At 30.7% G+C, this 25739-nt stretch carries 16 protein-coding genes and 3 rRNA genes; 16 read left to right on the top strand and 3 right to left on the bottom strand.

Translation table 4 applies throughout. From position 1 onward, the window contains the following. The first annotated feature begins 121 nt into the window (after positions 1 to 121). The 4 genes from AAHN02_RS04480 (at position 122) to AAHN02_RS04465 (ending at position 3977) form a co-directional block, all read left to right on the top strand. Positions 122 to 1066, top strand: coding sequence for an IS30 family transposase (locus AAHN02_RS04480; RefSeq protein ID WP_342277444.1), 945 nt, complete (start codon positions 122 to 124; stop codon positions 1064 to 1066). Positions 1067 to 1144: 78 nt separating this feature from the next. Continuing rightward, the gene (gene pyrH / locus AAHN02_RS04475; protein WP_342189892.1) at positions 1145 to 1867 is read left to right on the top strand and encodes a UMP kinase; all 723 of its coding nucleotides are present in this window, start codon (positions 1145 to 1147) and stop codon (positions 1865 to 1867) included. A gap of 57 nt (positions 1868 to 1924) precedes the next feature. Next, positions 1925 to 2482 (top strand): ribosome recycling factor, encoded by a 558-nt coding sequence (gene frr / locus AAHN02_RS04470; RefSeq protein ID WP_342277443.1) that lies wholly within the window; start codon positions 1925 to 1927, stop codon positions 2480 to 2482. Between the two features lie 550 nt (positions 2483 to 3032). Then, on the top strand, positions 3033 to 3977 hold the full coding sequence (locus tag AAHN02_RS04465) for an IS30 family transposase (RefSeq protein WP_338966716.1): 945 nt from the start codon (positions 3033 to 3035) through the stop codon (positions 3975 to 3977). Here the strand turns inward: AAHN02_RS04465 and AAHN02_RS04460 are convergent. Next, positions 3961 to 4365, bottom strand: a complete 405-nt coding sequence (locus tag AAHN02_RS04460) for a hypothetical protein (RefSeq protein WP_342277442.1) — start codon at positions 4363 to 4365, stop codon at positions 3961 to 3963. The two genes, AAHN02_RS04465 and AAHN02_RS04460, sit on opposite strands and share 17 nt — an antisense overlap. A gap of 199 nt (positions 4366 to 4564) precedes the next feature. On the opposite strand from AAHN02_RS04460, the gene AAHN02_RS04455 reads away from it, so the two are divergent. From AAHN02_RS04455 to AAHN02_RS04415, 9 genes are all read left to right on the top strand, one after another. Further along, positions 4565 to 5515, top strand: coding sequence for a phosphatidate cytidylyltransferase (locus AAHN02_RS04455; RefSeq protein WP_342277441.1), 951 nt, complete (start codon positions 4565 to 4567; stop codon positions 5513 to 5515). A 15-nt stretch (positions 5516 to 5530) separates the two neighbouring features. Continuing rightward, positions 5531 to 9886 (top strand): PolC-type DNA polymerase III, encoded by a 4356-nt coding sequence (locus AAHN02_RS04450; protein ID WP_342277440.1) that lies wholly within the window; start codon positions 5531 to 5533, stop codon positions 9884 to 9886. A 474-nt stretch (positions 9887 to 10360) separates the two neighbouring features. Beyond that, positions 10361 to 11885 (top strand): 16S ribosomal RNA (locus AAHN02_RS04445). 210 nt (positions 11886 to 12095) lie between these two features. Further along, positions 12096 to 15016 (top strand): 23S ribosomal RNA (locus AAHN02_RS04440). Positions 15017 to 15089: 73 nt separating this feature from the next. Further along, positions 15090 to 15196: ribosomal RNA gene (gene rrf / locus AAHN02_RS04435) — 5S ribosomal RNA — on the top strand. Together the 16S, 23S and 5S rRNA genes form the textbook arrangement of a ribosomal RNA operon. A gap of 98 nt (positions 15197 to 15294) precedes the next feature. After that, entirely contained in the window at positions 15295 to 15951 is a 657-nt protein-coding gene (locus AAHN02_RS04430; RefSeq protein WP_342277439.1) for a hypothetical protein, read from the top strand. Between the two features lie 206 nt (positions 15952 to 16157). Next, positions 16158 to 16511 carry a hypothetical protein gene (locus AAHN02_RS04425; protein ID WP_342277438.1) on the top strand — a complete coding sequence of 118 codons (354 nt, stop codon included), beginning with the start codon at positions 16158 to 16160 and terminating at the stop codon, positions 16509 to 16511. Positions 16512 to 16720: 209 nt separating this feature from the next. Continuing rightward, complete coding sequence (locus AAHN02_RS04420) at positions 16721 to 17212, top strand: hypothetical protein (RefSeq protein WP_342277437.1); 492 nt, start codon at positions 16721 to 16723, stop codon at positions 17210 to 17212. A 135-nt stretch (positions 17213 to 17347) separates the two neighbouring features. After that, positions 17348 to 17689, top strand: coding sequence for a hypothetical protein (locus tag AAHN02_RS04415; RefSeq protein WP_342277436.1), 342 nt, complete (start codon positions 17348 to 17350; stop codon positions 17687 to 17689). A 168-nt stretch (positions 17690 to 17857) separates the two neighbouring features. On the opposite strand, the gene AAHN02_RS04410 is transcribed toward AAHN02_RS04415, so the two are convergent. Both AAHN02_RS04410 and plsY read right to left on the bottom strand, forming a co-directional pair. Next, positions 17858 to 18802 carry an IS30 family transposase gene (locus tag AAHN02_RS04410; RefSeq protein WP_342277435.1) on the bottom strand — a complete coding sequence of 315 codons (945 nt, stop codon included), beginning with the start codon at positions 18800 to 18802 and terminating at the stop codon, positions 17858 to 17860. Positions 18803 to 19274: 472 nt separating this feature from the next. Continuing rightward, on the bottom strand, positions 19275 to 19970 hold the full coding sequence (plsY, locus tag AAHN02_RS04405) for a glycerol-3-phosphate 1-O-acyltransferase PlsY (protein WP_342277434.1): 696 nt from the start codon (positions 19968 to 19970) through the stop codon (positions 19275 to 19277). Between the two features lie 244 nt (positions 19971 to 20214). On the opposite strand from plsY, the gene AAHN02_RS04400 reads away from it, so the two are divergent. Genes AAHN02_RS04400 through parC form a run of 3 tightly spaced genes read left to right on the top strand, consistent with a single transcriptional unit; the run spans position 20215 to position 25632 of the window. Then, positions 20215 to 21138, top strand: a complete 924-nt coding sequence (locus tag AAHN02_RS04400) for an alpha/beta hydrolase (protein WP_338968689.1) — start codon at positions 20215 to 20217, stop codon at positions 21136 to 21138. A 30-nt stretch (positions 21139 to 21168) separates the two neighbouring features. Continuing rightward, the gene (parE, locus tag AAHN02_RS04395; protein WP_338968691.1) at positions 21169 to 23088 is read left to right on the top strand and encodes a DNA topoisomerase IV subunit B; all 1920 of its coding nucleotides are present in this window, start codon (positions 21169 to 21171) and stop codon (positions 23086 to 23088) included. 18 nt (positions 23089 to 23106) lie between these two features. Beyond that, positions 23107 to 25632 (top strand): DNA topoisomerase IV subunit A, encoded by a 2526-nt coding sequence (gene parC / locus AAHN02_RS04390; protein WP_342277433.1) that lies wholly within the window; start codon positions 23107 to 23109, stop codon positions 25630 to 25632. The last annotated feature ends 107 nt before the right edge of the window (positions 25633 to 25739 follow it).

Here is a 25739-nt window from a genome sequence, read left to right as displayed (position 1 = left end):
TTTCTTTTTATTTGCTGAATTATACTTGTAAGTGCAAGTAAATAAAATTGCAAAAGATTTCATATAAAAATTTCATGATGCTAAGTTTGTTTTAGAAAAAGTAAATTTAAGGAGTTTTTATATGGGATACAAACATCTTGGCATAGATGAAAGAATTTATATTGAGAATCAATTGAAATTTAAAGTAAAAATTAGTGAAATAGCTAAAAATCTTAATCGAAGTATTAGTACTATTAATCGAGAAGTTAATAGAAATAAAGATAATAATCATTATTTTTCATTAATTGCACAAAATAAAGCAGAAAATAGAAAACAATTACATGTTTATTTTCATAAATTTAAAAATAGAGAATTAGTAAAATATGTACAACAAAAATTATTATTAGGTTGATCGCCTGAACAAATTTATGGCAGAATTAAAAATTTTCATCAAGAATGAATTATTAGTTTTAAAACAATTTACAATTGAATTTATTCTGGATTACTTGAAAAGGTTACTAGTAAAAATTTAAGAAGAAAAGGTAAGAAACGAAAATCTCAAGAAAATCGGGGTAAATTTAATGGTAAATCCATTAAAGAACGAAATGTTAATAATCGCATAACTCTTGGCCATTGAGAAGGTGATACTGTAGTATCATCACGAGGTAAAAGTAAATCATGTTTAATAACTTTAGTTGAAAGAACATCAAGATTTACTTTAGCAATATTAGTTGAAAATAGAACTACTAAAGTTATTAACAAAAATATTAGTCATTATTTATCAATTCTTCCAAATAATCTTGTTAAGACTATAACATTTGATAGGGGTAAAGAATTTGCTAATTGACAACAACTTGAAAAAAATTTAAATGTGAAAATTTATTTTGCTGATGCATATTCACCTTGACAAAGAGGTACTAATGAAAATACTAATGGTTTAATTAGAGAAAAATTTCCTAAAAAATTTAATTTTTCAAACACTACTAAAAATGCAGTTCATAAATTTATATTGTCTTTAAACCAAAGACTAAGAAAAATACTAAATTATCTTTCGCCAATCGAATATTTGGTTAGAAAAATAATTTAGTTGCACTTAACTTTACAATTTGGCATTTAAAAAAATCTCGTATAAAATATATATGGGAAAAAGAAGTAGGTGTGAATAATGGAATTTAAATATAAGCGATGTTTATTAAAAATTAGTGGTGAAGCTTTAGGCGGTGTTAGCATTTATGATCCACAACGAATGAAAAATATTGTTAAACAAATTATTACTTTATCGCAAGAAGGAATTGAAATTGCTGTTGTTGTTGGTGGTGGTAACATTTGAAGAGGAGTTAATGCTAAAATCGCTGGTTTGGATAAGGTTAATGCTGATTATATGGGGATGTTAGCTACGGTAATGAATGCTTTAGCTTTAGAAGCTGAATTTAAAAATCAAAACTTTGATAAAGTAATTATTCAATCATCAATTGAAATGAATAAAATTTGTGAACCTTATTATTTTAAAAAATGTCTATCACGATTATCTAAGGGTTATGTTGTTATTTTAGCAGCTGGAACGGGATATCCTTATTTTACAACTGATACCGCAGCAGCATTACGAGCGGCGGAAATTAAAGCTGATGTCTTATTAATGGCTAAAAATGGTGTTGATGGTGTTTATAGTGCTGACCCAAAAATAGATAACACTGCTACTCATTATAAGTTTTTAACTTATGAGGATATAACGCAAAAGCAATTACGGGTAATGGATTTAACAGCAATTACAATGAGTATGGAAGCTAATTTAAAGATTATTGTGTTTGATATTAATGAACCAGATAATATTGTTAAAGCTTTACAGGAAAATACTAAAATTACAATTATTAGTAGTAGCAATAAATAGTTAAAGTTTTTAAGAAATAAGATTAAATTACAGTAATAAAAGTAAGGAGAATAATTAATGTTAATTGAGGCATTACAATTAGAAATTGAACAAATAAAAGAAGAAATGGAAAAGGTTTTAGAAAGTTTACGATATGAATTAAGTAAGATTCGTACAGGAAGAGCTAATCCTTTAATTCTTGATTCTGTTTTGGTAAATTATTATGGTAGTTTAATGCCAGTTAATCAAGTTGCTGCAATTACGGTTGTTGAAGGGCGACAACTTGTTATTAAACCTTATGATCGAAGTATTATTAAGCAAGTTATTGCTGCGATTACTAAAGCTAATTTGCAAGTTTCATTGCAAGACCAAGGTGATTATATTAGAATGAATGTCCCGCAGTTAACTGAAGAAAAACGCAAAGAATTTGTTCGGCAAGTAAAAAAGATTACTGAAGAAATGCGAGTTCGGATTCGTAATTTAAGAAGAGATATTAATGAAATTATTAAAAAATCTAAATTGCCTTTAGATGATGTTAAATCTTATCAAGAAGATATTCAAAAATTAACTGATGAATATATTGCTAAGGCTGATGCTATTGCGTTAGAAAAAGAAAAAGAATTAATGACAGTTTAATGGAAATAAAACTCTCCTTTATTTAGGAGAGTTTTATTTTTTAAAGTTATTTATGAGCATATTTTTTACAGTAATATAAATTTCAATATAATGCGGGACAAAATAGGAAAATCAGAATTAGAGCGGAGACAGCAATCTCGCGATAACTGCATCACATTGTTCCACCAAAATCTTCAATTCTAATAAGCGACATTGTTGCTACTAAAGTTAAGAGAATTAAGGCAAGCAATGAAATGCTAAAAAGCACAATTGCTATTTTTGCTTTTATTTGACTGAAATAAGAAAAAATTTGTAAACTGATAAAGATAATACTAAAAGTAACAAAGGTTATAAAATAATGAAATGGAAAAAAAGTAACATTATTTGGGATAAGACATTTTTCAAGAATAATTTTAATTTCATCATAGGCATTGGCACGATTACTTCCAGTTAAACTATTAGGGCTGAATTATACTTGTAAGTGCAAGTAAATAAAATTGCAAAAGATTTCATATAAAAATTTCATGATGCTAAGTTTATTTTAGAAAAAGTAAATTTAAGGAGTTTTTATATGGGATACAAACATCTTGGCATAGATGAAAGAATTTATATTGAGAATCAATTGAAATTTAAAGTAAAAATTAGTGAAATAGCTAAAAATCTTAATCGAAGTATTAGTACTATTAATCGAGAAGTTAATAGAAATAAAGATAATAATCATTATTTTTCATTAATTGCACAAAATAAAGCAGAAAATAGAAAACAATTACATGTTTATTTTCATAAATTTAAAAATAGAGAATTAGTAAAATATGTACAACAAAAATTATTATTAGGTTGATCGCCTGAACAAATTTATGGCAGAATTAAAAATTTTCATCAAGAATGAATTATTAGTTTTAAAACAATTTACAATTGAATTTATTCTGGATTACTTGAAAAGGTTACTAGTAAAAATTTAAGAAGAAAAGGTAAGAAACGAAAATCTCAAGAAAATCGGGGTAAATTTAATGGTAAATCCATTAAAGAACGAAATGTTAATAATCGCATAACTCTTGGCCATTGAGAAGGTGATACTGTAGTATCATCACGAGGTAAAAGTAAATCATGTTTAATAACTTTAGTTGAAAGAACATCAAGATTTACTTTAGCAATATTAGTTGAAAATAGAACTACTAAAGTTATTAACAAAAATATTAGTCATTATTTATCAATTCTTCCAAATAATCTTGTTAAGACTATAACATTTGATAGGGGTAAAGAATTTGCTAATTGACAACAACTTGAAAAAAATTTAAATGTGAAAATTTATTTTGCTGATGCATATTCACCTTGACAAAGAGGTACTAATGAAAATACTAATGGTTTAATTAGAGAAAAATTTCCTAAAAAATTTAATTTTTCAAACACTACTAAAAATGCAGTTCATAAATTTATATTGTCTTTAAACCAAAGACCAAGAAAAATACTAAATTATCTTTCGCCAATCGAATATTTGGTTAGAAAAATAATTTAGTTGCACTTAACTTTACAATTTGGCAGGATAAAGAAACATCATTGTTATTCAAAAAATAATGTTGAGGATTAGCCACACTGTTGTGACTGTAAAAACTATGTTGCGATTTGTCATATGTTTTTCTCAATCAGTTCTGTTCAGCGGTCTTTTCAGTGAATGGCACAATCTGGATAAGGCCCTCCTCAGCAATCTGTTCAAGTGTGGTATCTAATTCTATCAAGATCACTAACATAGCACTAACATAGTGAAATTTAATTTCATCACCATTATCTAGTTTATCTTGTGAAAATAGTCCAATTCAATCATAACTAAATCGTTTTCATCAATTTAATCCGTTGTTGATAATGCATAAGGCACTAAAATATCTAGCTAGTACTTTTGTATTCATTATTTTTACCTCTTTCTTAAAAGATCTTATTTTATTTTTTAAAAAGCAAAAATATTTTTTAATTTGGTCAAAACCCCTCCTTATTAAATTTTATTATAGCATTGATTGTCTGAATATATTTTCACAATTAGATGCGATTTTATTCTTTCAATTTAATTATCAGTTATAATTAGTTAATATTGATAGAAGGAGTGCTTAAATGAAAAAGCGAATTATTACTAGTATCTTTTTAATTTCTTTTGCAATTTTATATTTATTTGTTGGGGCGATATATCAAGAGTGAAAAGGTTTTAATGTTTGATATATGCCATATGCATTTTTAACAGTTAATAGTATTTTATTAGGGATTACAATTTTTGAGGTGATGAATTTAAGTAAAGGAGAAAGTTTTAATTGAATTATTAAAGCTATTATTTTTGTTTTTGCAATTATATTATTATGGTTTCCCATAGCAGAGAATATTAAGTATGAACCGTATTGAAATAAGTACGATGGTCCAAGTCGTATTGAATGATGACAATCATGAATGGTATTGTTAATTTATATGATATTTTTATTAGTTATTTTACTAATGGTGAAAGTTTTTAAGAAATTTAGTGCTAATGATGCGCTATTTATATTTTGTATGACACTTTATTTAGTATTTGCTTTTAAAGCAATGAATTATATTATGCTCCAACCAGGGTTTGGTTGACCAGCAGTTAGTGTAGTTTTATTAATTACTATTAGTAATGATACATTTGCTTATATTGGCGGAACATTAGTTGGCAAAAATGCTCTTGCTCCAAAAATTAGTCCTAGTAAAACATGAGAAGGGGCGATTATTGGTATTTCAGTAACCTTGGTGCTTATTTTAGGATATATTGTGTTATTAACGGAATTTACGAAGTATCAGCCATTTGTTAACTTTTTTACAACGAAAACAGATGATTATAAATATGTAATTTATTTCTTGTTAATTTTATTTTTATCATTAATAAGTCATATTGGTGATTTACTTTTTTCATTTATTAAACGGAATCATAATGCAAAAGATTTTTCTAAGGTTTTACCAGGTCATGGCGGATTTTTGGATCGGATTGATAGTTTGTCGTTAGTATTAATATTTACTGGATTTTTTATGTTAATCCAGAGTTTTTCAACAATTTAAGTCAGGGGTGAAAGTATGGAAAAGAATTTACAGCAATTGTGAAAAATAATGAAGTTTTCTTTAAAAAATGACATTTTACAACAAGCAAAATTATTGAAAATAGAATTTAAGAAAAAGAATGATACGCTGTATTTTACATTGCAAATTAACAAAATTTTACCAATTGAAATTATTAGAGAACTTGAACAATGTTTATTGAAACTTGATTTTCGTAGTAAAATAACTTTTTTATGTGTTGATGCTAATTATGTAATAGAACAAATTGTTAATTATTGAGAATATATTAAGCAAACTAAGACAAAACAAAAAGAGTACATTAATAGTAATATTTCTTGTGATAATTTAGTGTTGGAAAATAATGATTTACTTATTAAAGTTCATAATGAATCACAAGGGGCATTGACTAATCGGCATTTAAAATATTATCAGGAGCGAATGCGTCGGTATGGTTTTCAAAACTTGTCTTTAAAAATAAAAATTGAACAATATGATGTTTCTGTTGATCCAGCAATGATACAAATTGAAGATGAAGAACGAATGAAAGTCCAACAAAGAGAACAACAACAAGTAAAGGCTTTGCCTGCAAAAAAACGGGCGTTTAAAGGCAATTTGTCTAGTAGTGACAATTTATTGTCGCAAGTATCGTGTAAAATTTCAGAATTGGAAGAAGATGTGCGGGGGGTTTCTATTCAAGGACAAATTTTTCGTAAAGATTGTAAATTAACAAAAACTAAACGATGAATTTATTCAATATTAATTAGTGATTTTAGTGATGCGATTGCTTTACGATATTTTACAAGTGATGATATGAAAGACAAGCTTTTGGAAGAACTACAAGAAAAGGATTGAGTTGTTGTTAAAGGTGATGTGCGGTTTGATAATTTTTCTTGTGAACAAGTTTTGTGAGTAAATAAAATTCAAAAGATTGCTGATCCGCATTTACGAACTGATGATATGGTAGAAAAGCGGATTGAATTTCATTTACATACAAAAATGAGTGCGATGGATGGGGTTACAAGTATTGGTGAATATATTAAACAAGCAAGTCTTTGAAAACATTCAGCAATTGCGATTACTGATCATTTAAATGTTCAATCATTTCCTGATGCGCAAATCGCCCAAAAGAAATATCCTACTGTTAAGGTTATTTATGGTGTGGAAATGCAAATGATTGATAGTAGTGTTAAAGCAATTACTAATGCTACTAGTGATGCGATTAATGCTTGTAAGTTTGTTATTTTTGATATTGAAACAACAGGATTATCTAGTCGTTATGATGAAATTATTGAATTTGGAGCGGTAGTTATTGAGGGTCGAGGATTAAGCAATAAAAAATATGATTTTTTAATTAAACCCAAAAGTAATGTTAGTGCTTTTAGTGAATCATTAACTGGGATTAGTAACGAAATGTTACAAGATAAGCCCCCAATTGAAATTGTGGTTGCTGAGATTAAAGAAGTTTTACAAGATGCTGTCCTTGTGGCTCATAATGCATCGTTTGATGTTGGTTTTATTCAAGAACTGTGAAATCAAATGGGTTATGGAAAACTTACTAATCCGATTATTGATACCTTGCAATTATCACGGTTATTACAGCAACAGTTACGCTATCATCGTTTAGGAACGGTTGCTAGAAAATATAATATTAAGTATAATGAAGAAATTGCTCATCGTGCTGATTATGATGCTGAAATATTAGCTGATGTGTTTGCTGTGATGTTAACGGATTTAGAAGATAATTATCAAGTAAAAACATTATTAGATATTGAAAAAATTAATTATGAACCAATTTTTGCCAAGTTATTTGGTAATCATACGACAGTAATTGCTAAAAATGAGCAAGGATTGAAAGATTTATTTTCGTTAGTTTCGTTATCGCATACTAAGTACTTTTATAGTAGTCCTAAAATTACGATTGCGGCATTGCAAGAAATGCGTGCTAATGTTTTTATTGGTTCTGGTTGTGTTAATGGTCAGGTTTTTGAGTTTGCTCGTAATCGGAGTCAACAAGAATTGGAAGCAATAATGCAATTTTATGATTATATTGAAGTACAACCGCTAAGTGTTTACAATCATTTAGTTGAAAGTGGTGAGATGACAGTTGAACATTTAATGCGGATTGTAAAAAATATTGTTCATACTGCAAAGAAACTTAATAAAGTGGTTATTGCTTCTTCTGATGTTCATTATTTAAATCCGCAAGATAAGATTTTTCGTGATGTATATATTAATACTAAGGGTTTAGGAGGAAGAATGCATCCTTTATTTGACCGTAAAGGTCGTGTTAAAAATAATCCTGAGCAACATTTAAGAACGACTGCTGAGGTGTTAAATGAGTTTAGTTTTTTAGAAGATGAAGTTTTAATTAAAGAGTTGGTTGTTATTAGTCCTAATTATTTAAATGAGCAAATTTCGTGGTTGCGACCGATTAAAGATGATTTGTATACCCCAGTAATTGATAATGGTAATGTTGATAGCAATTTGAAAAGATTATGTTATGATAACGCGAAAAAAATTTATGGTGCAGTATTGCCAATAATGGTAGAAGAAAGGTTAACGCGGGAGTTAGACGCGATTTTAAAGCATGGTTTTGGGGTTGTTTATTGAATTGCTCATTTGTTAGTTACAAGGTCATTAAATGATGGTTATTTGGTTGGTTCTCGTGGTTCTGTAGGGTCATCATTAGTTGCGACAATGGCGAAGATTACCGAAGTAAATCCATTAGTGCCACATTATGTGTGTTCGCAATGTCAATATAGTGAATTTGTTAGTGATGAAAATATTCGTAGTGGTTATGATCTACCACCAAAAAATTGTCCGCAATGTCGGCATCTTTTAACTGGTGATGGTCATGATATTCCGTTTGAAACCTTTTTAGGTTTTGATGGTGATAAAGTACCAGATATTGATTTGAATTTTTCTGGTGAGTATCAAATGATTGCTCATAATTTTACTAAAGAGATGTTTGGTGCGGATAATGTGTTTCGGGCGGGAACAATTTCTACCGTGGCACAGAAAACAGCATTTGGTTATGCTCGTGGTTATTTGGAAGATGTGAAAGGTAATCATTTTGTTAAAAAGGCGTATTTGGAATGATTAGCACAAGGTTGTGAGGGTGTTAAACGAACAACCGGACAACATCCGGGGGGAATTATTGTTGTTCCTAAGAACTATGATGTTAATGATTTTACGCCAGTAAATTTCCCAGCTGATGATATTACTTCGCAGTGAAAAACAACGCATTTTGATTTTCATGCTATTCATGATAACTTGTTAAAGTTAGATATTTTGGGACATGTTGATCCCACAGCTTTAAAAATGCTACACGACCTTACTGGATATGATCCGCAAAATATTTTGTGTAATGATGCCGAAGTGCTTTCATTATTTAGTTCCCCAGAAATTATGAAGATTACTAGTAGTGATATTAATAATGAAAAAACTGGAGCGGTGGGCTTACCTGAGTTTGGCACTCAATTTGTTCGTAAAATGTTAGAAGAAACAAATCCGACGAGTTTTGCTGATTTAGTGCAAATTTCTGGATTATCGCATGGTACTGATGTGTGAGTAAATAATGCTCAAACATTAATTACCCATCAAGATTTAAAATTAAAAGATGTTATTGGTTGTCGTGATGATATTATGACTTATTTAATTCATCGTGAAATTCCGTCAGATATTGCTTTTAACATTATGGAAACCGTTCGTAAAGGAAAAGGTATCACTGATGAGCAACAAAAAATTATGATTAGTCATAATGTTCCCCAATGATATATTGCATCGTGTCAAAAAATTAAGTATATGTTCCCTAAGGCACACGCGACAGCTTATGTTCTAATGGCTTTGCGAATTGCTTGATATAAAATTAATTATCCGCATGAATATTATGCGACTTATTTTTCAACACGATGTGATGTTTTTGATATTAAAACGATTGCTAAGGGAAGGAACGCTGTTTTAACAAAATTAACCGATATCTTATCACGAATGGATAATGGTTATAATGCTGTTAATAAGTTAACTCAAAAGGAGAAGGATTTAGTACCAGTGTTGGAAGTAGCATTAGAAATGTATGCTCGCAAAATTGAATTTATTGGTATTAATTTAGAATATTCTTTAGCAACAAATTTTGTTGTTCAAGAGTTTGCTGGTTTTAAAAAGATTGTTCCGCCATTATCAGCATTAGATGGTTTGGGTAGTACTGTTGCTAATTCAATTGTTGAAGCTAGAACTGAAAGAGCGATTGCTTCTTTGGAAGATTTGCAAAAAAGAACTAGTATTACTAAAACTCATTTAAAGGAATTTGAGGAGATGGGTATTTTATCAGGTTTAGATAAATTTGATCAAATATCTTTGAACTTTTTTGAATAGTTAAAAGTGAAAAAATGCATTAGTTAAGAGTTAAATAAAACCTATTAAGGTTTTACTTTTTCTGTAAGATGCTAAACAAAAATTTTTGTTGTTGCTTTTCTTTTATTAAAATGATACCTAAAATATGTAGTTTAGTTTTTTAAAAATATTTAATTTATATCGTTAAATAGTTAAAATTTGTGGTAATATATATTTACGGTTTTGAAATACTCCGAGGATATATATTGAATTTAATTGATTAAATATTGGTTTAAAAGATAATTAGAATTATTTTAAAAAAAGTTTAAATTTATGTTGACATTTATTTCCAAATTCAGTATTATCTTAAATGTACTAGTAATTAAGTCGTTAAACTTCTTACTATTACAAAATGATCTTTGAAAACTAAACAGAACAATCTGTCAATCTGATGAGTTATGAAACAAACAATAAAAATTGAAAACATTACTATAAAATGTTTTTTTATTTTCACTTTTTAATGAGAGTTTGATCCTGGCTCAGGATTAACGCTGGCGGCATGCCTAATACATGCAAGTCGAACGAGAGTGCTTGCACTCTAGTGGCGAACGGGTGAGTAACACGTATCTAATTTGCCTTTTTGAGGGGAATAACCGTTGGAAACGACGGCTAATACCGCATAGGTTATCGTTAGGCATCTAATGATAATTAAAGGTGCATTTGCACTACAAAAAGATAAGGATGCGTTGCATTAGTTAGTTGGTAAGGTAATGGCTTACCAAGACGATGATGCATAGCCGACCTGAGAGGGTGAACGGCCACACTGGGACTGAGACACGGCCCAGACTCCTACGGGAGGCAGCAGTAGGGAATTTTTCACAATGGGCGAAAGCCTGATGGAGCAATGCCGCGTGACTGATGAAGGCCTTCGGGTTGTAAAGGTCTGTTGTAAGGAAAGAATAGTAAGAATAGGAAATGATTCTTATTTGACGGTACCTTACCAGAAAGCCACGGCAAACTATGTGCCAGCAGCCGCGGTAATACATAGGTGGCAAGCGTTATCCGGATTTATTGGGCGTAAAGGGTGCGTAGGCGGTAATATAAGTCTAAGGTTAAAGATCGAAGCTCAACTTCGATTCGCCTTGGAAACTGTATAACTAGAGTACAGGAGAGGTTAGTGGAATTCCATGTGTAGCGGTGAAATGCGTAGATATATGGAGGAACACCAGCGGCGAAGGCGACTAACTGGCCTGTAACTGACGCTGAGGCACGAAAGCAGGAGTATCAAATAGGATTAGATACCCTAGTAGTTCCTGCCGTAAACGATGAGTACTAAGTGTCGGCTTTAATGTCGGTGCTGCAGCTAACGCATTAAGTACTCCGCCTGAGTAGTATGCTCGCAAGAGTGAAACTCAAAGGAATTGACGGGGACCCGCACAAGCGGTGGATCATGTGGTTTAATTCGAAGCAACGCGAAGAACCTTACCCAGACTTGACATCCAGTGCAATGCTATAGAAATATAGTGGAGGTTAATACTGAGACAGGTGGTGCATGGTTGTCGTCAGCTCGTGTCGTGAGATGTTGGGTTAAGTCCCGCAACGAGCGCAACCCTTATCATTAGTTGCTAACATTTAGTTGAGGACTCTAATGAGACTGCTAGTGCAAGCTAGAGGAAGGTGGGGATGACGTCAAATCATCATGCCCCTTATGTCTGGGGCTACACACGTGATACAATGGTCGGTACAAAGAGTCGCAAACTCGCAAGGGCAAGCTAATCTCAAAAAGCCGATCTCAGTTCGGATTGAAGTCTGCAACTCGACTCCATGAAGTTGAAATCGCTAGTAATCGCGGATCAGCAATGCCGCGGTGAATACGTTCTCGGGTCTTGTACACACCGCCCGTCACACCACGAGAGTTGGTAATGCCAGAAGTTCGTATCTTAACAGTTTACTGAGAGAGCGACCCAAGGTAGGATTGACGATTGGGGTGAAGTCGTAACAAGGTATCCGTACCGGAAGGTGCGGATGGATCACCTCCTTTCTATGGAGTTTATATTTATAAACTAATTACATTAGATTTTAACAAATAACTTTGGTTGAGGATGTTCTGTTTAGTTTTGAGAGATTATTTATCTCTCAAACGCAATATGAGAAATTACACTGTAATTTCTATGAGCATTGTTCTTTGAAAACTGGATATAAACATTTATTTTTATAATTGCAATAGGTTTTTCTTTTGACAAAGAAAAATTAGTAAGTTAATAAGAGCATATAGTGGATGCCTTGGGATTAGGAGCCGATGAAAGACGTGACTACCTGCGATAAGCCTTGGGGAGCTGGAAGTAAGCTTTGAGCCAGGGATTTCTGAATGGGGCAACCTACTATTCTTAATCGAATAGTGTCATATGATGAATACATAGTCATATTGATGGGATACCTAGGGAAATGAAACATCTTAGTACCTAGAGGAAAAGAAAGCGAATGCGATTCCCTTAGTAGCGGCGAGCGAACAGGGAACAGGACAAACCACTCTTCGGAGTGGGGTTTGGACCATCTATATAGAGTTTTAGAAAATTTTTTGATAGTAGAAATCGCTGGGATGCGATGCCATAGAGAGTGAAAGCCTCGTATACGAAATTGAAAAGTCTCTTGATGGGATCCAGAGTACGGCGAGACACGAGAAATCTTGTCGGAAGACGCGCAGACCACTGCGTAATCCTAAATACTACCTAATCACCGATAGTGAACCAGTACCGTGAGGGAAAGGTGAAAAGTACCCCGAGAGGGGAGTGAAATAGTATCTGAAACTATATGCTTACAAGAAGTCGGAGCTCGTTAATGAGTGACGGCGTGCCTTTTGTAGAATGAGCCGGCGAGTTACGATTATATGCAAGGTTAAGTGGAAAACATGGAGCCGTAGTGAAAGCGAGCCTTAATAGGGCGTTTAGTATGTAGTCGTAGACCCGAAACCAGGCGATCTAGCCATGAGCAGGTTGAAGTTAAGGTAATACTTAATGGAGGACCGAACCAACGTTCGTGAAAAGACCGTGGATGACTTGTGGCTAGTGGTGAAATTCCAATCGAGCCTGGAGATAGCTGGTTCTCCCCGAAATAGTTTTAGGACTAGCGTCAAAATTAGCGCAACGGAGGTAAAGCACTGAATGTATGATGGCCCCACCTCGGGGTACTGAATGCAATCAAACTCTGAATGCCGTTGTTGTATGTTTGGCAGTCAGTCTGTGGGTGATAAGGTCCATGGACGAGAGGGAAACAGCCCAGATCATCAGTTAAGGTCCCAAAATCAATGCTAAGTGTAAAAGGATGTGGAATGACTTAAACAGCTTGTAGGTTGGCTTAGAAGCAGCCATCCTTTAAAGAGTGCGTAACAGCTCACAAGTCGAGTTATTTTGCGCCGAAGATGTACCGGGGCTAAGCATTGTACCGAAACTATGGATTTTAAATTATTTTAAAGTGGTAGGGGAGCGTTCTAAACGGGACGAAGGTAGATCGTAAGGACTACTGGACTGTTTAGAAGTGAGAATGCCGGCATGAGTAACGATTGAAAGTGAGAATCTTTCATGCCGTTTGACTAAGGTTTCCTGGGCAAGGTTCGTCCACCCAGGGTTAGTCGGGACCTAAGGCGAGGCCGAAAGGCGTAGTCGATGGACAACAGGTTGATATTCCTGTACCACCATGGTATGGAATGGAGTGACGGAGAAGGCTAGGATATCCCGGTTAATGGATTCCGGGCTAAGCGCAAAGAGGGTCATTTAGTAAATTTTATGGCATAACCTTGAAGCGTTATGGGGAGTGAAAGCTTCGGCAAGTAGCGAAGAGTCTGACGCCACGCTTCCAAGAAAAACTTCTACTATTAACTATCATGGTGCTCGTACCGAGAACGAACACACGTGGTCAAGGAGAAAATCCTAAGGCAAGCGAGATAACTATAGCTAAGGAACTCTGCAAAATCATCCCGTAAGTTAGCAAGAAGGGATGCTCATATAAGTAATTATGTGAGCCGCAGTGAAGAGGCCGGGGCGACTGTTTAGCAAAAACACAGCTCTCTGCTAAGTCGTAAGACGATGTATAGGGGGTGACGCCTGCCCAGTGCTGGAAGGTTAAGAGGATGGGTTAATAATTTATTATGAAGCTCAGAATTGAAGCCCCAGTGAACGGCGGCCGTAACTATAACGGTCCTAAGGTAGCGAAATTCCTTGTCAGGTAAGTTCTGACCCGCACGAAAGGCGTAACGATCCCGGCGCTGTCTCGGCTATAGACTCGGTGAAATTTTAGTACCTGTGAAGATGCAGGTTACCCGCAACTAGACGGAAAGACCCCGTAGAGCTTTACTATAACTTGATATTGATTTTTGATCTAATATGTACAGGATAGGTGGGAGACTTTGAAGTAGATACGCTAGTATCTATGGAGTTAACCTTGGGATACCACCCTTATTATTTTGAAAATCTAACCTTTATTCAGTTATCCTGAATAGGAACAGTGTCAGGTGGGTAGTTTGACTGGGGCGGTCGCCTCCTAAAGAGTAACGGAGGCGCCCAAAGGTACCCTCAGTATGTATGGAAATCATACGCAGAGCGCAAAAGTAGAAGGGTGCTTGACTGTGAGACTTACAAGTCGAACAGGAACGAAAGTTGGGTTTAGTGATCCGGCGGTCCTGAGTGGAAAGGCCGTCGCTCAACGGATAAAAGTTACCTCGGGGATAACAGGCTTATCTCCCCCAAGAGTTCACATCGACGGGGAGGTTTGGCACCTCGATGTCGGCTCATCACATCCTGGAGCTGAAGTTGGTTCCAAGGGTCGGGCTGTTCGCCCAATAAAGTGGTACGTGAGCTGGGTTTAGAACGTCGTGAGACAGTTTGGTCCCTATCTGTTGTGGGCGTAGGAAGTTTGAGGAGATCTGTTCTTAGTACGAGAGGACCGGAATGGACCTACCTCTGGTGCTCCAGTTGTCATGCCAATGGCACAGCTGGGTAGCTATGTAGGGAATTGATAAGTGCTGAAAGCATCTAAGCACGAAGCAAACTTCAAGATGAGACTTCCCATCCAGAAATGGAATAAGACCCCTTAAAGATTATGAGGTTGATAGGTTGGGTGTGTAAGTATGGTGACATATTTAGCTGACCAATACTAATAGGTCGAGGACTTACTTTATTTTAAAAGTAATTCCTATTGTTGAAAGTCTAAAATAATGTTTATGTCTAGTTTTGAGAGAGCAATCTCTCTATCTGGTGCCTATAGCGGCGTGGCCACACCTGTTCCCATTCCGAACACAGAAGTTAAGCATGCCAGCGCTGACGATACCTTCACGGGGAAAATAAGACGGTGCCAGATTTTTTAATTTATTAATTCACTTTTTTTATTAAAAATATAATACAATAATAATTGTATTATATTTTTAATAAAAAAATGTTAATAAGGTGTTGAGATTAATGAGTCGCAAAGTATCTAATACATTAATAGTCATTATTATTGGCTTTGTTATGTTTTCAGTTACTTTGGGACTTTTATTAAGTTATGTTAATTTTAATCCTATGACTTATAACATTAAAACTGATAATGTTAGTTGTAATATTAAAGGATTAGAAATTTCCGAACAAATTGTTAATGATTCAATTCGTAAAGAAAATTCTTTATTAAATTCTGATGTTTTTCAAGAATTGAAAATTGCTCAACAAGAACGAGGCGCAAAAGGTGAAACTAATTTTGTAATTCGTAATTTAACAAAGTATGATGTCAAATTTTTACGAAATTGTGAGGCAGTACTTTTTAAAAAAGCTTCTTTAAAAAGTACTGAAGAGTTTAATAAAGTTAATAAAAGTTTAACTAATTTTAAAAGTTTTGATGCATTACAAAATGATTTTAATAATACAAAATTGAAATCATCTATTAATGTTGATATTAGATGAAATGAATTATTGGATAATCTTAATAATAGTGATAAAATAATGATGAAAGCTGAATTACTAAAGTTTTATAATACATTTGCCCATTATTATGATAAAGATAGTATTTTAAAATTAATAATTTTAATAATAATACTGTTGCGGTTACAAGAGCAAATGTTGCTCGTTTATGACAATATATAGTTTTTTCTAATAATTTTAATAATTATGAAAATATTAGAGATCAATTTGAAAATGGATATTGGTCAGCAAATAATATTACAACCGTTATTGTTCATGAATATGGTCATGCGATTGAAAACTTTTTAAATTCATTATTCCATACTAGAAGTAGATTTAATAGTAATTATTATCCTTGTGAAGATAAAAATTTAAACCCTTCAATAGGAATGTGTTGAAAATATTATGCTAATGCTTGTCCTAATAATAGTACTGTTTCATCTTTAAAATCCTTTAAAAATCGTAGTGATGAAAAAAGAATTCAAACAGCTAGTGATTATTTAGTAGAATGACTTGCCCATCAAATTGGTATTGAAGAAATTATGCAAAAAAGATTATTTGCGTGGTCTATTATTAGAAGTAATTATGGTCGAACTAATAGTTTGCGAGAACTTTTTGCTGAAGCTTTTTCACAATGATTATTAACAGAAGAAGAATATAAAACGGTAATGTGAGAATTACTAAATAAGTTTTTTACCCAATTTTTACCTAAATATGATCCGCTTGAGTCGCCTTCTTATTAAATTTGTTTGGTAACTGTGATATAAGAAATTATGAAATTAATTACACTTTTTGATTTTTAGTTTCATTTTTAGTTAGAAATATTTATAAAATTTTATGAATGTTTATAATGACATTATTACTAATTTGCAAAGGAAGGTGATAAATGAAATAATAGTAATTTTTTAATTCTTAATATTTTTAAATATTAATAAAATTGAAAGGAATATTAATGATGAGAGGTCATTTTTTAGGATTTGCTAGCATATTTATAATGGGTTCATCTATTAATATGCTATATCCAATTATTAATAATGAAATAACAGAAAAATTATGTAAAGTAATAGGATTATCAAAATATAAAGAAGTTATTAAGAAACAAATTGTTGATGAAATTAATTATCTACCAACTTCATCGCAAATTGATGCTGTTATTAAATTTTATAATAAATTGTATGTTCAAGGAATTATTAATATTATTGAGGATAATAAGAAATTAAAAATTGTTCATAATATTTCATTTAGTGAGGAATTTAAATCTTCTTATATTGGGGTTAATAAAATTGATTTTTTTTGGTGAGGATTTAATTTTTATCTTGATGAGTCAATTGGTAAAGGTATTTCTATTGGTGGCATAATAAATGGTGGTTTTCAAACGATTGTTGCTGCTCTTAGTAAAGTATTATTAGGGGAAGTGCAGCAGTTGCCCCTGCATTGCTGATAATTGCTGCGGCCTTATTAATTCAAGGTAGTATTATGGCGGAAGTTAGTAATGGATGTGGCACAGGTGCTACAATGTCATATTTTTTGCCAGGTATTTTAGTAAATTATTGAGCTCAACCATGTTAAGGAGTAATTAATGGATGCAAAATTAAAACAAGAATTAATGACTCAATATACTAGTAAAAATAAGTTATTAGTTTATAAAATGATTTTATTTTTTATTCTTTTTCTTCAAGGATTGTTTTTAATTTTAGCGATAATTTTCTTGGTATATAATGGAATTTCCATTGCTACGATTTTTGGAATTGGTCTTTTAATGTTACCATATGCTTATTATTTATTTAATCGTTTATATAATCAATATTTTTATGGTTATCGATGCTATTTACAATTAGAAAATAATTCTCAAGTTAATGTTGAAGATTTAGTTTTTTTTAAACATTATCGTTTTAGAAAATGAAAAAAGAAAATTTTATAGATAATAATATATTATAATAATGCTAGAAGTTTCTAGCATTATTATTTTGTTTAAAGAATTAAATCATAAAATTCATAAATTTTGATTTTATTTTACTTTTTCCAAAATTTTATAGATTTATCATTGAGAATTATATTTTTTTATGCCAAATTGTAAAGTTAAGTGCAACTAAATTATTTTTCTAACCAAATATTCGATTGGCGAAAGATAATTTAGTATTTTTCTTGGTCTTTGGTTTAAAGACAATATAAATTTATGAACTGCATTTTTAGTAGTGTTTGAAAAATTAAATTTTTTAGGAAATTTTTCTCTAATTAAACCATTAGTATTTTCATTAGTACCTCTTTGTCAAGGTGAATATGCATCAGCAAAATAAATTTTCACATTTAAATTTTTTTCAAGTTGTTGTCAATTAGTAAATTCTTTACCCCTATCAAATCTTATAGTCTTAACAAGATTATTTGGAAGAATTGATAAATAATGACTAATATTTTTGTTAATAACTTTAGTAGTTCTATTTTCAACTAATATTGTTAAAGTAAATCTTGATGTTCTTTCAACTAAAGTTATTAAACATGATTTACTTTTACCTCGTGATGATACTACAGTATCACCTTCTCAATGGCCAAGAGTTATGCGATTATTAACATTTCGTTCTTTAATGGATTTACCATTAAATTTACCCCGATTTTCTTGAGATTTTCGTTTCTTACCTTTTTTTCTTAAATTTTTACTAGTAACCTTTTCAAGTAATCCAGAATAAATTCAATTGTAAATTGTTTTAAAACTAATAATTCATTCTTGATGAAAATTTTTAATTCTGCCATAAATTTGTTCAGGCGATCAACCTAATAATAATTTTTGTTGTACATATTTTACTAATTCTCTATTTTTAAATTTATGAAAATAAACATGTAATTGTTTTCTATTTTCTGCTTTATTTTGTGCAATTAATGAAAAATAATGATTATTATCTTTATTTCTATTAACTTCTCGATTAATAGTACTAATATTTCGATTAAGATTTTTAGCTATTTCATTAATTTTTACTTTAAATTTCAATTGATTCTCAATATAAATTCTTTCATCTAGGCCAAGATGTTTGTATCCCATATAAAAACTCCTTAAATTTACTTTTTCTAAAATAAACTTAGCATCATGAAATTTTTATATGAAATCTTTTGCAATTTTATTTACTTGCACTTACAAGTATAATTCAGCATATAATTAAAAAATAAGTTAATACCATTTATTTATTAGAATAATGCATAACTAATAAATAAAATAACTTAGGATGACTTACCTATTAGCATTGAAAAATAGTCAGTTTTTAAATATTTTTAGAAACTATAGCAGTTTGGGAATGTGTTCTGCAATAAAAAAATGATTAAGGTTTAAACTTTGTAAAGTTTAAACCTTTTTACTTTACTTTATTAATAAAACAAAAATGAGGATTTAAATCATTTGAATAAGAATGATAAAAAATAACTTCAATAAAGAGTGTGAAACTAACAAATTTTTATGTTTTAATCTTAAAAAATAAAAAAATGCTCTGCCAATAAATTTTAGCAGAGCATTTTTTGTGTTATTTTTTATTACTAAATTGTTTTTCTTGTCCAGTAAAAATTCGATAAATATTTTGATAGTGTCGTAAAATAACAATTAAAACAATCAAACCAACAATTAATTGCGTTCAATAATTAGGCAATAAGTATGAAAAAAATAACTCGGAGTGATTAATTCACATATTTACAGGCAAATTGTTTATTTGCGTAATTCAAGAGCAACAAAAAATAGATATAGCACATATTAATGAGGCAATAGAAACAATGCGAATAGTTAGAAATATTGTTCATCATACAATAGTTGCAATAATGAAATAAATTGGATTAAGAAAAAGTGTAAAGCCTAAAAAGGGTCCAACACCTTTACCACCTTTAAATTTATGATAAATTGGCAAGCAATGTCCGAAAACAACAAAAACAGCACTAATATAAACTGAGCTTTCACTAAGAGTAAAGCTTGGTGAATTAATTAGTGATAGTAATTTTACAATTGCTAAAACAAGACCAATTTTTAAACCATCTAAAATAAGAATAATTAAACCAAATTTGGTTCCCATAATTCTGGCAGCATTAGTAGCACCGGCATTTTTGGAATAATGGTTACGGACATCAGTTTTAAAATAATATTTACTAATAAGAATTGCTGGTGATAGTGAACCAACTAAATAACCAATAACACATCCCAAGGTTGTCATAATGATTGATGCAGTACTCATATAATCATCTCTTTTCTAATATTAATTATTTAATATTATATTACTATTATAAGGTAATTTTATTATATTATTGTTTAATTTAAAATTTATTGCTTAATTTAAAATTTATTGCTTAATTTATAATATAATCATTATATATGGCATAATTCTTATAATAGTTTTAGTCATCAGATATTCAAAGTAACATTATAGAAATTAAGTTTTGTACTTAAAGTAGTAATTTTAGAAAAGGAAGATGGAAAAAATGCAAGAATTAAAAATTTTATCGTTTGATAATAATGAACTTCATTTATATATATGAGATCAAGTCATTAAACCTAAAGGGGTTATGCAATTAGTGCATGGGTCAAGTGAATATGCTTTTCGTTATGATGAATTTGCTAAGTATTTAAATGCTAATGGTTGAATCGTTATTGGTAATGATCTTCGGGGACATGGAAAAACGGTTACTGATAAAGACCACTTAGGATTTTTTAGTGTTAAGGATGGTTGAGATAAGCTGGTATTAGATTTAAAAGTAGTGAATGATTATATTGTTCATAATTATCCCAAATTAGGAATTACAATGTTAGGGCAATCAATGGGTTCATTTTTAGCGCGACATTATGCAACATTATACTCTTATACTATTGAATCATTAGTTATTTGTGCCACAACTTGAAAATCAAAAATGCAATTATGAACTGGTAAATTTATTGCTAAATATTTACAAAAACGACAACCATTACATTCTCCTAGTAATTTTATTAATAATTTAACTTATAAAAAATTTAGTAAGAAAATTAAAGAAAAAGATAATGATTTAGCTTGACTAACTCGTGATAAAAATATTCAAGAAAAATTTAGAAATGATCCCTTAACGGGACAAATATTTACTGCTAGTGCTTTTAAAGATATGTTTACAGGTTTATTGTATATTATGAAAAAGAAAAATATTATTAAAACTCGGAAAACTTTACCAATATTTTTTATTGGGGGAATGAGTGATCCGGTTGGTAATTTTGGTAAAGATGTTGAAAAAACTGCAAGAAAATATCGTCAATATGGTTTTAAAAAAACAAGCATTTTATTATATTCAGGAATGCGTCATGAAATTTTAAATGAAATTGGTAAAGAACAAGTATATCAAGATATTTTAAATTTTATTAATAAGTATAATAGTAAATAATAATTAACAACAATAAAGGGGTGAATTAAAATGCTAAATACCTATGATGAATCTTCAATTCAAGTTCTTGAGGGATTAGATGGTGTTCGTAAACGACCGTCAATGTACATTGGGTCAAAAGATAGGAAAGGGTGGCATCATCTCGCATGAGAGATTTTTGATAATTCGATTGATGAAGCATTAGCTGGATATTGTAATGAAATTAAGATTACTATTAAAAAAGATGATTCAATTATTATTGCAGACAATGGTCGGGGGATTCCTACGGGAATGCATAAAAAAGGAAAATCAACACCAGAAGTTATTTTTACAATGTTACATTCTGGTGGTAAATTTGATGGTAATAGTTATAAAACATCAGGTGGTTTACACGGTGTGGGGGCATCGGTTGTTAATGCGTTAAGTGAATTTTGTTATGTAACAATTTATCGTGATAAAAAAATTTACGAAATTGGTTTTAAAAATGGGGGTCATTTAGCACGACATTTAAAATTAATTGGTAAAACAGTAAAAACTGGTACTGTAGTTCATTTTCGCCCTGATAGTACGATATTTAATAATTTTAAGTTTTCATATTCAATGATTTGTGAGCGAGCTCGCGAGTCAGCATTATTAATTAGTGGTTTAAAAATTATTGTTGTTGATGAACATAGTAAAAAAGAAGAACAATTTTGTTTTACTAATGGCTTAGAAGAATTTGTTAAATATTTAATCGCTGATGAAAAAATTATTAGTCCAATTATGCTTTTAAAAGGTGAAATGGATAATGTTCAATTAGAAGTGGGGATGCAATATAGTAATGCTTATAGTGAAAATATTATTAGTTTTGCTAATAATGTTAAAACTATTGATGGGGGAACCCATGTTGTTGGTTTTCGTACTGCCATAACGAAAGTTATTAATGATTATGCTAGAACAGAAAATCTTTTAAAAGAAAAAGAAAAAAACTTTGAAGGTAGTGATGTTCGTGAAGGATTAACAGCAGTTATTTCGGTACGGATTCCTGAAAATATGATTCAATATGAAGGACAAACTAAAAGTAAATTAGGAACTAATGAAATTAAAAATATTGTTGATAATATTGTCACTAAACAATTTTCTTTTTGATTACAAGAAAATAAGACTGTTGCTTATGAAATTTTAACAAAGATTATTAAAACTAGAGAAGTAAGAGAAGCTACAAGAAAAGCTCGCGAACAAGCAAGAGGACAACGACAATCAAAAGGTTTAAAAGACCGAATGTTAATTGGCAAGTTAGCGCCAGCGCAAAACCGGAATCGTAATAAAAATGAATTATTTCTTGTTGAAGGTGATTCGGCTGGTGGTACTGCGAAAATGGGGCGAGCGCGAAGTTTTCAAGCCATTTTATCTTTAAAAGGGAAGATAATTAATGCTGAAAAATCTAATTTAGCAACATTATTAAAAAATCCTGAAATTAATATGATTACTAATGCTATTGGTGGTGGCATTGGTGAGCATTTTGATTTAGATGATGTTAATTATGATAAAATTATTATTATGACCGATGCTGATGTTGATGGCGCTCACATTCAAATTTTATTATTAACTTTTTTTTATCGTTATATGAAGCCTTTAATGGCTGCGCAAAAGATTTATTTAGCATTACCACCGTTATATAAAATTAGTAACAAAAAATCTAATGAAATTAGTTATGCTTGAAATCAAAAAGATTTATATAAGCAATTAGAAAAACATACTAAAAGTGAAATTCAACGCTATAAAGGACTTGGAGAAATGAATGCCGATCAATTATGAACAACAACAATGAATCCAGAAACTAGACAACTAGTGCAAGTTACTATTGGTGATCGCCATAAAGCTGAAAAAAAGATTATTACTTTAATGGGTGATGATAGTGATAAACGCAAAAAATGAATTGAAGCTAACATTAATTTTACATTAGAAGATAATTTTGTTATTGCTTCATAAAATGAAAGGAGGAATGAAATGAAAAGTAACAGAAATAGTGTGGTTCATGAATTAGATGAAATTGTTGCTGAACGGTTTGGTTTATATGCGAAATATATTATTCAAGAACGAGCATTGCCTGATGTTCGTGATGGCTTAAAGCCAGTGCAAAGAAGAATTTTATATGCAATGAATAATTTAGGGTTATTTTTTGATCGGCCTCACAAAAAATCAGTTCGGGTTGTTGGTGAAGTAATTGGTAAATATCATCCGCATGGTGATGTTCCCATTTATGAAGCAATGGTGCGAATGGCGCAACCTTGAAAGTTAAGAGTACCACTAATTGATGGTCATGGTAATTTTGGTTCCATTGATGGTGATTCAGCAGCGGCAATGCGATATACCGAAACGCGTTTAAATGCAATTTCTAAGTATTTATTACAAGACTTAGATAAAAAAACTGTTGGTTGAACCCCTAACTTTGATGATTCAGAAACTGAACCGACAGTATTACCAGCGTACTTTCCTAATTTGCTTTTAAATGGTTGTATGGGTATTGCTGCTGGTTATGCAACCAATATTCCGCCTCACAACTTATCGGAATTAATTGTTGCCTTAGTTTATCGTCTTAATAATCCTGAATGTTCATTAAAAGAAATTATGAAAATTATTAAAGGGCCTGATTTACCTACGGGTGGTATTATTCAAGGACGGGATGGAATATTAAATGCTTATAAAACTGGTCGTGGTAAGATTATTATTCGTAGTAAAATGGAATTACAAGGGACACCGCGTCATCGAAAATGAGTTATTAAGGAGTTACCTTATGAAGTTGTTAAAAGTGATTTAGTAACGCGAATTGCGGATATTAAAGAAGAACAAAAACTTAGTGGTATTAAGGATATTATTGATTTAAGTGATATGTCAGGAGTTCATATTGAAATTAATTTACAACAGGATGCTGATGCCGAGACAATTCGGAAATATTTATTAAAACATAGTAATTTACAAGTATCTTATAATCTTAATATGGTTGTTCTTGAAGATAACAAACCAATTTGTGCGGGGATATTAAACTTATTAGATGCTTATTTAAAACATCAATTTGATATTGTTCAAAAAAGAACTAAATACGATTTAGAAAAAGCGATTGTTCGTTTAGAAATTGTTAGTGGTTTAATTAAAGTTACAACAATTTTGGATAAGGTTATTGCTACGATTCGTAAATCAACTGATAAGGCTAATGCTAAGAAAAATTTAATTAAAACTTATCATTTTACGGAATTACAATCAGAAGCTATTGTTTCGTTACGATTGTATCGTTTAACATCAACTGATGTTAATGCTTTAAAAGAAGAGGAAAAATCTTTACAAAAAGAAATTAGAACTTGACAAGAAATTATTAAGAAAAAAGAAAAACAAAAAGCTTTGATTATTCAACAATTACAAACTATTTCGCAAGAATTTAATTCGCCACGAAAAACAGTTATTGAGAATATGGTGGAAGAAATTATTATTGAAAAAACAGAAATAATTAATGAAGAAAATATTTTTGTTACGATATCGCGTGATGGTTATATTAAAGTTATTAATGAAAAAGTAGTTGCTAAACAAGATATGAAAGATTATGGCCGAAAACCTTTAGATATTAATGTTGCTTCATTATCAACTACTTCATTAAGTACTTTATTACTGTTTACTAGTCAAGGTAATTATTGTATTGTTCCTTTACATAAAGTAAAAGAAAGTCGTTGAAAGGATATCGGACAGCATGTTAATAACTTTTCAACAATGACGGGTGACGAAAGAGTTCTTGGTGCGATATTAATTAATGATTTTGATATTCAAGACCAATTTGTTATTTTAGCAACTAAGTTAGGATTTATTAAAAGAACTGTTATTAGTGATTTTAAAGCAACAAGAATATCTAAAGCTTTAAAAGCGATTAATTTACAACCCAATGATGAGGTTGTTGGTTTTGATTTAAGTAATGGTAAAAAACAAGTTATTTTAACAACTAAAAAAGGTTTTGTTGTTAGATATGATGAAAATGATATTGCAATTATTAGTGCCAAAGCTAAAGGTGTTAAAGCGATTAATTTAAAAGATGATGATAAAGTTGTATCATTAAATGTTGTTAATGATGAGCATGATAGTTATGTTTCTTTTACTACAGCGGGGGTTAAAAAAATTAAAATTAATAATATTCCTTTACTACATCGTTCAGCGAAAGGGGTTCATTCTTTTAAAATAACTAAAACTATTATTCCCTATGTAATTACATCGTTTGTAATTCCTAATAATAGTAAAGTTCACATTTTAACTAAAAATAATACGATTGAAAATTTTGCCATTAATAAAGTTCATTATGGTCGTTTATTAGAAAGTGTTAGTTATTTTTTAGAGGATGTTAATGTAGAATGAATTCAAGATGACCGTTATTATGATTTAAGAAAGCATAATTTACAATCAGCATCATTAATTTCTTCTTTAAAAAAGGATAAAAAAATATCTAATGCTAATGATCAAATATCATTATCAATGGACGATATTTTAAATGATTAATAAATGAAAGGAAACTTATGATTCAAAAAAGTTTTTTAGAAAAAATAAAACTATATGAATGATTAGTAGAAAAGTCACACAGTTCTAATGATTTAAATAAAAAAGGT

Source organism: Spiroplasma endosymbiont of Nephrotoma flavescens (genome assembly GCF_964030835.1).
Lineage (GTDB): Bacteria > Bacillota_I > Bacilli_A > Mycoplasmatales > Nriv7 > Nriv7.
The sequence above is the reverse complement of the archived record's forward strand: the minus strand, read 5'-3'. Positions and strand labels throughout refer to the sequence as shown.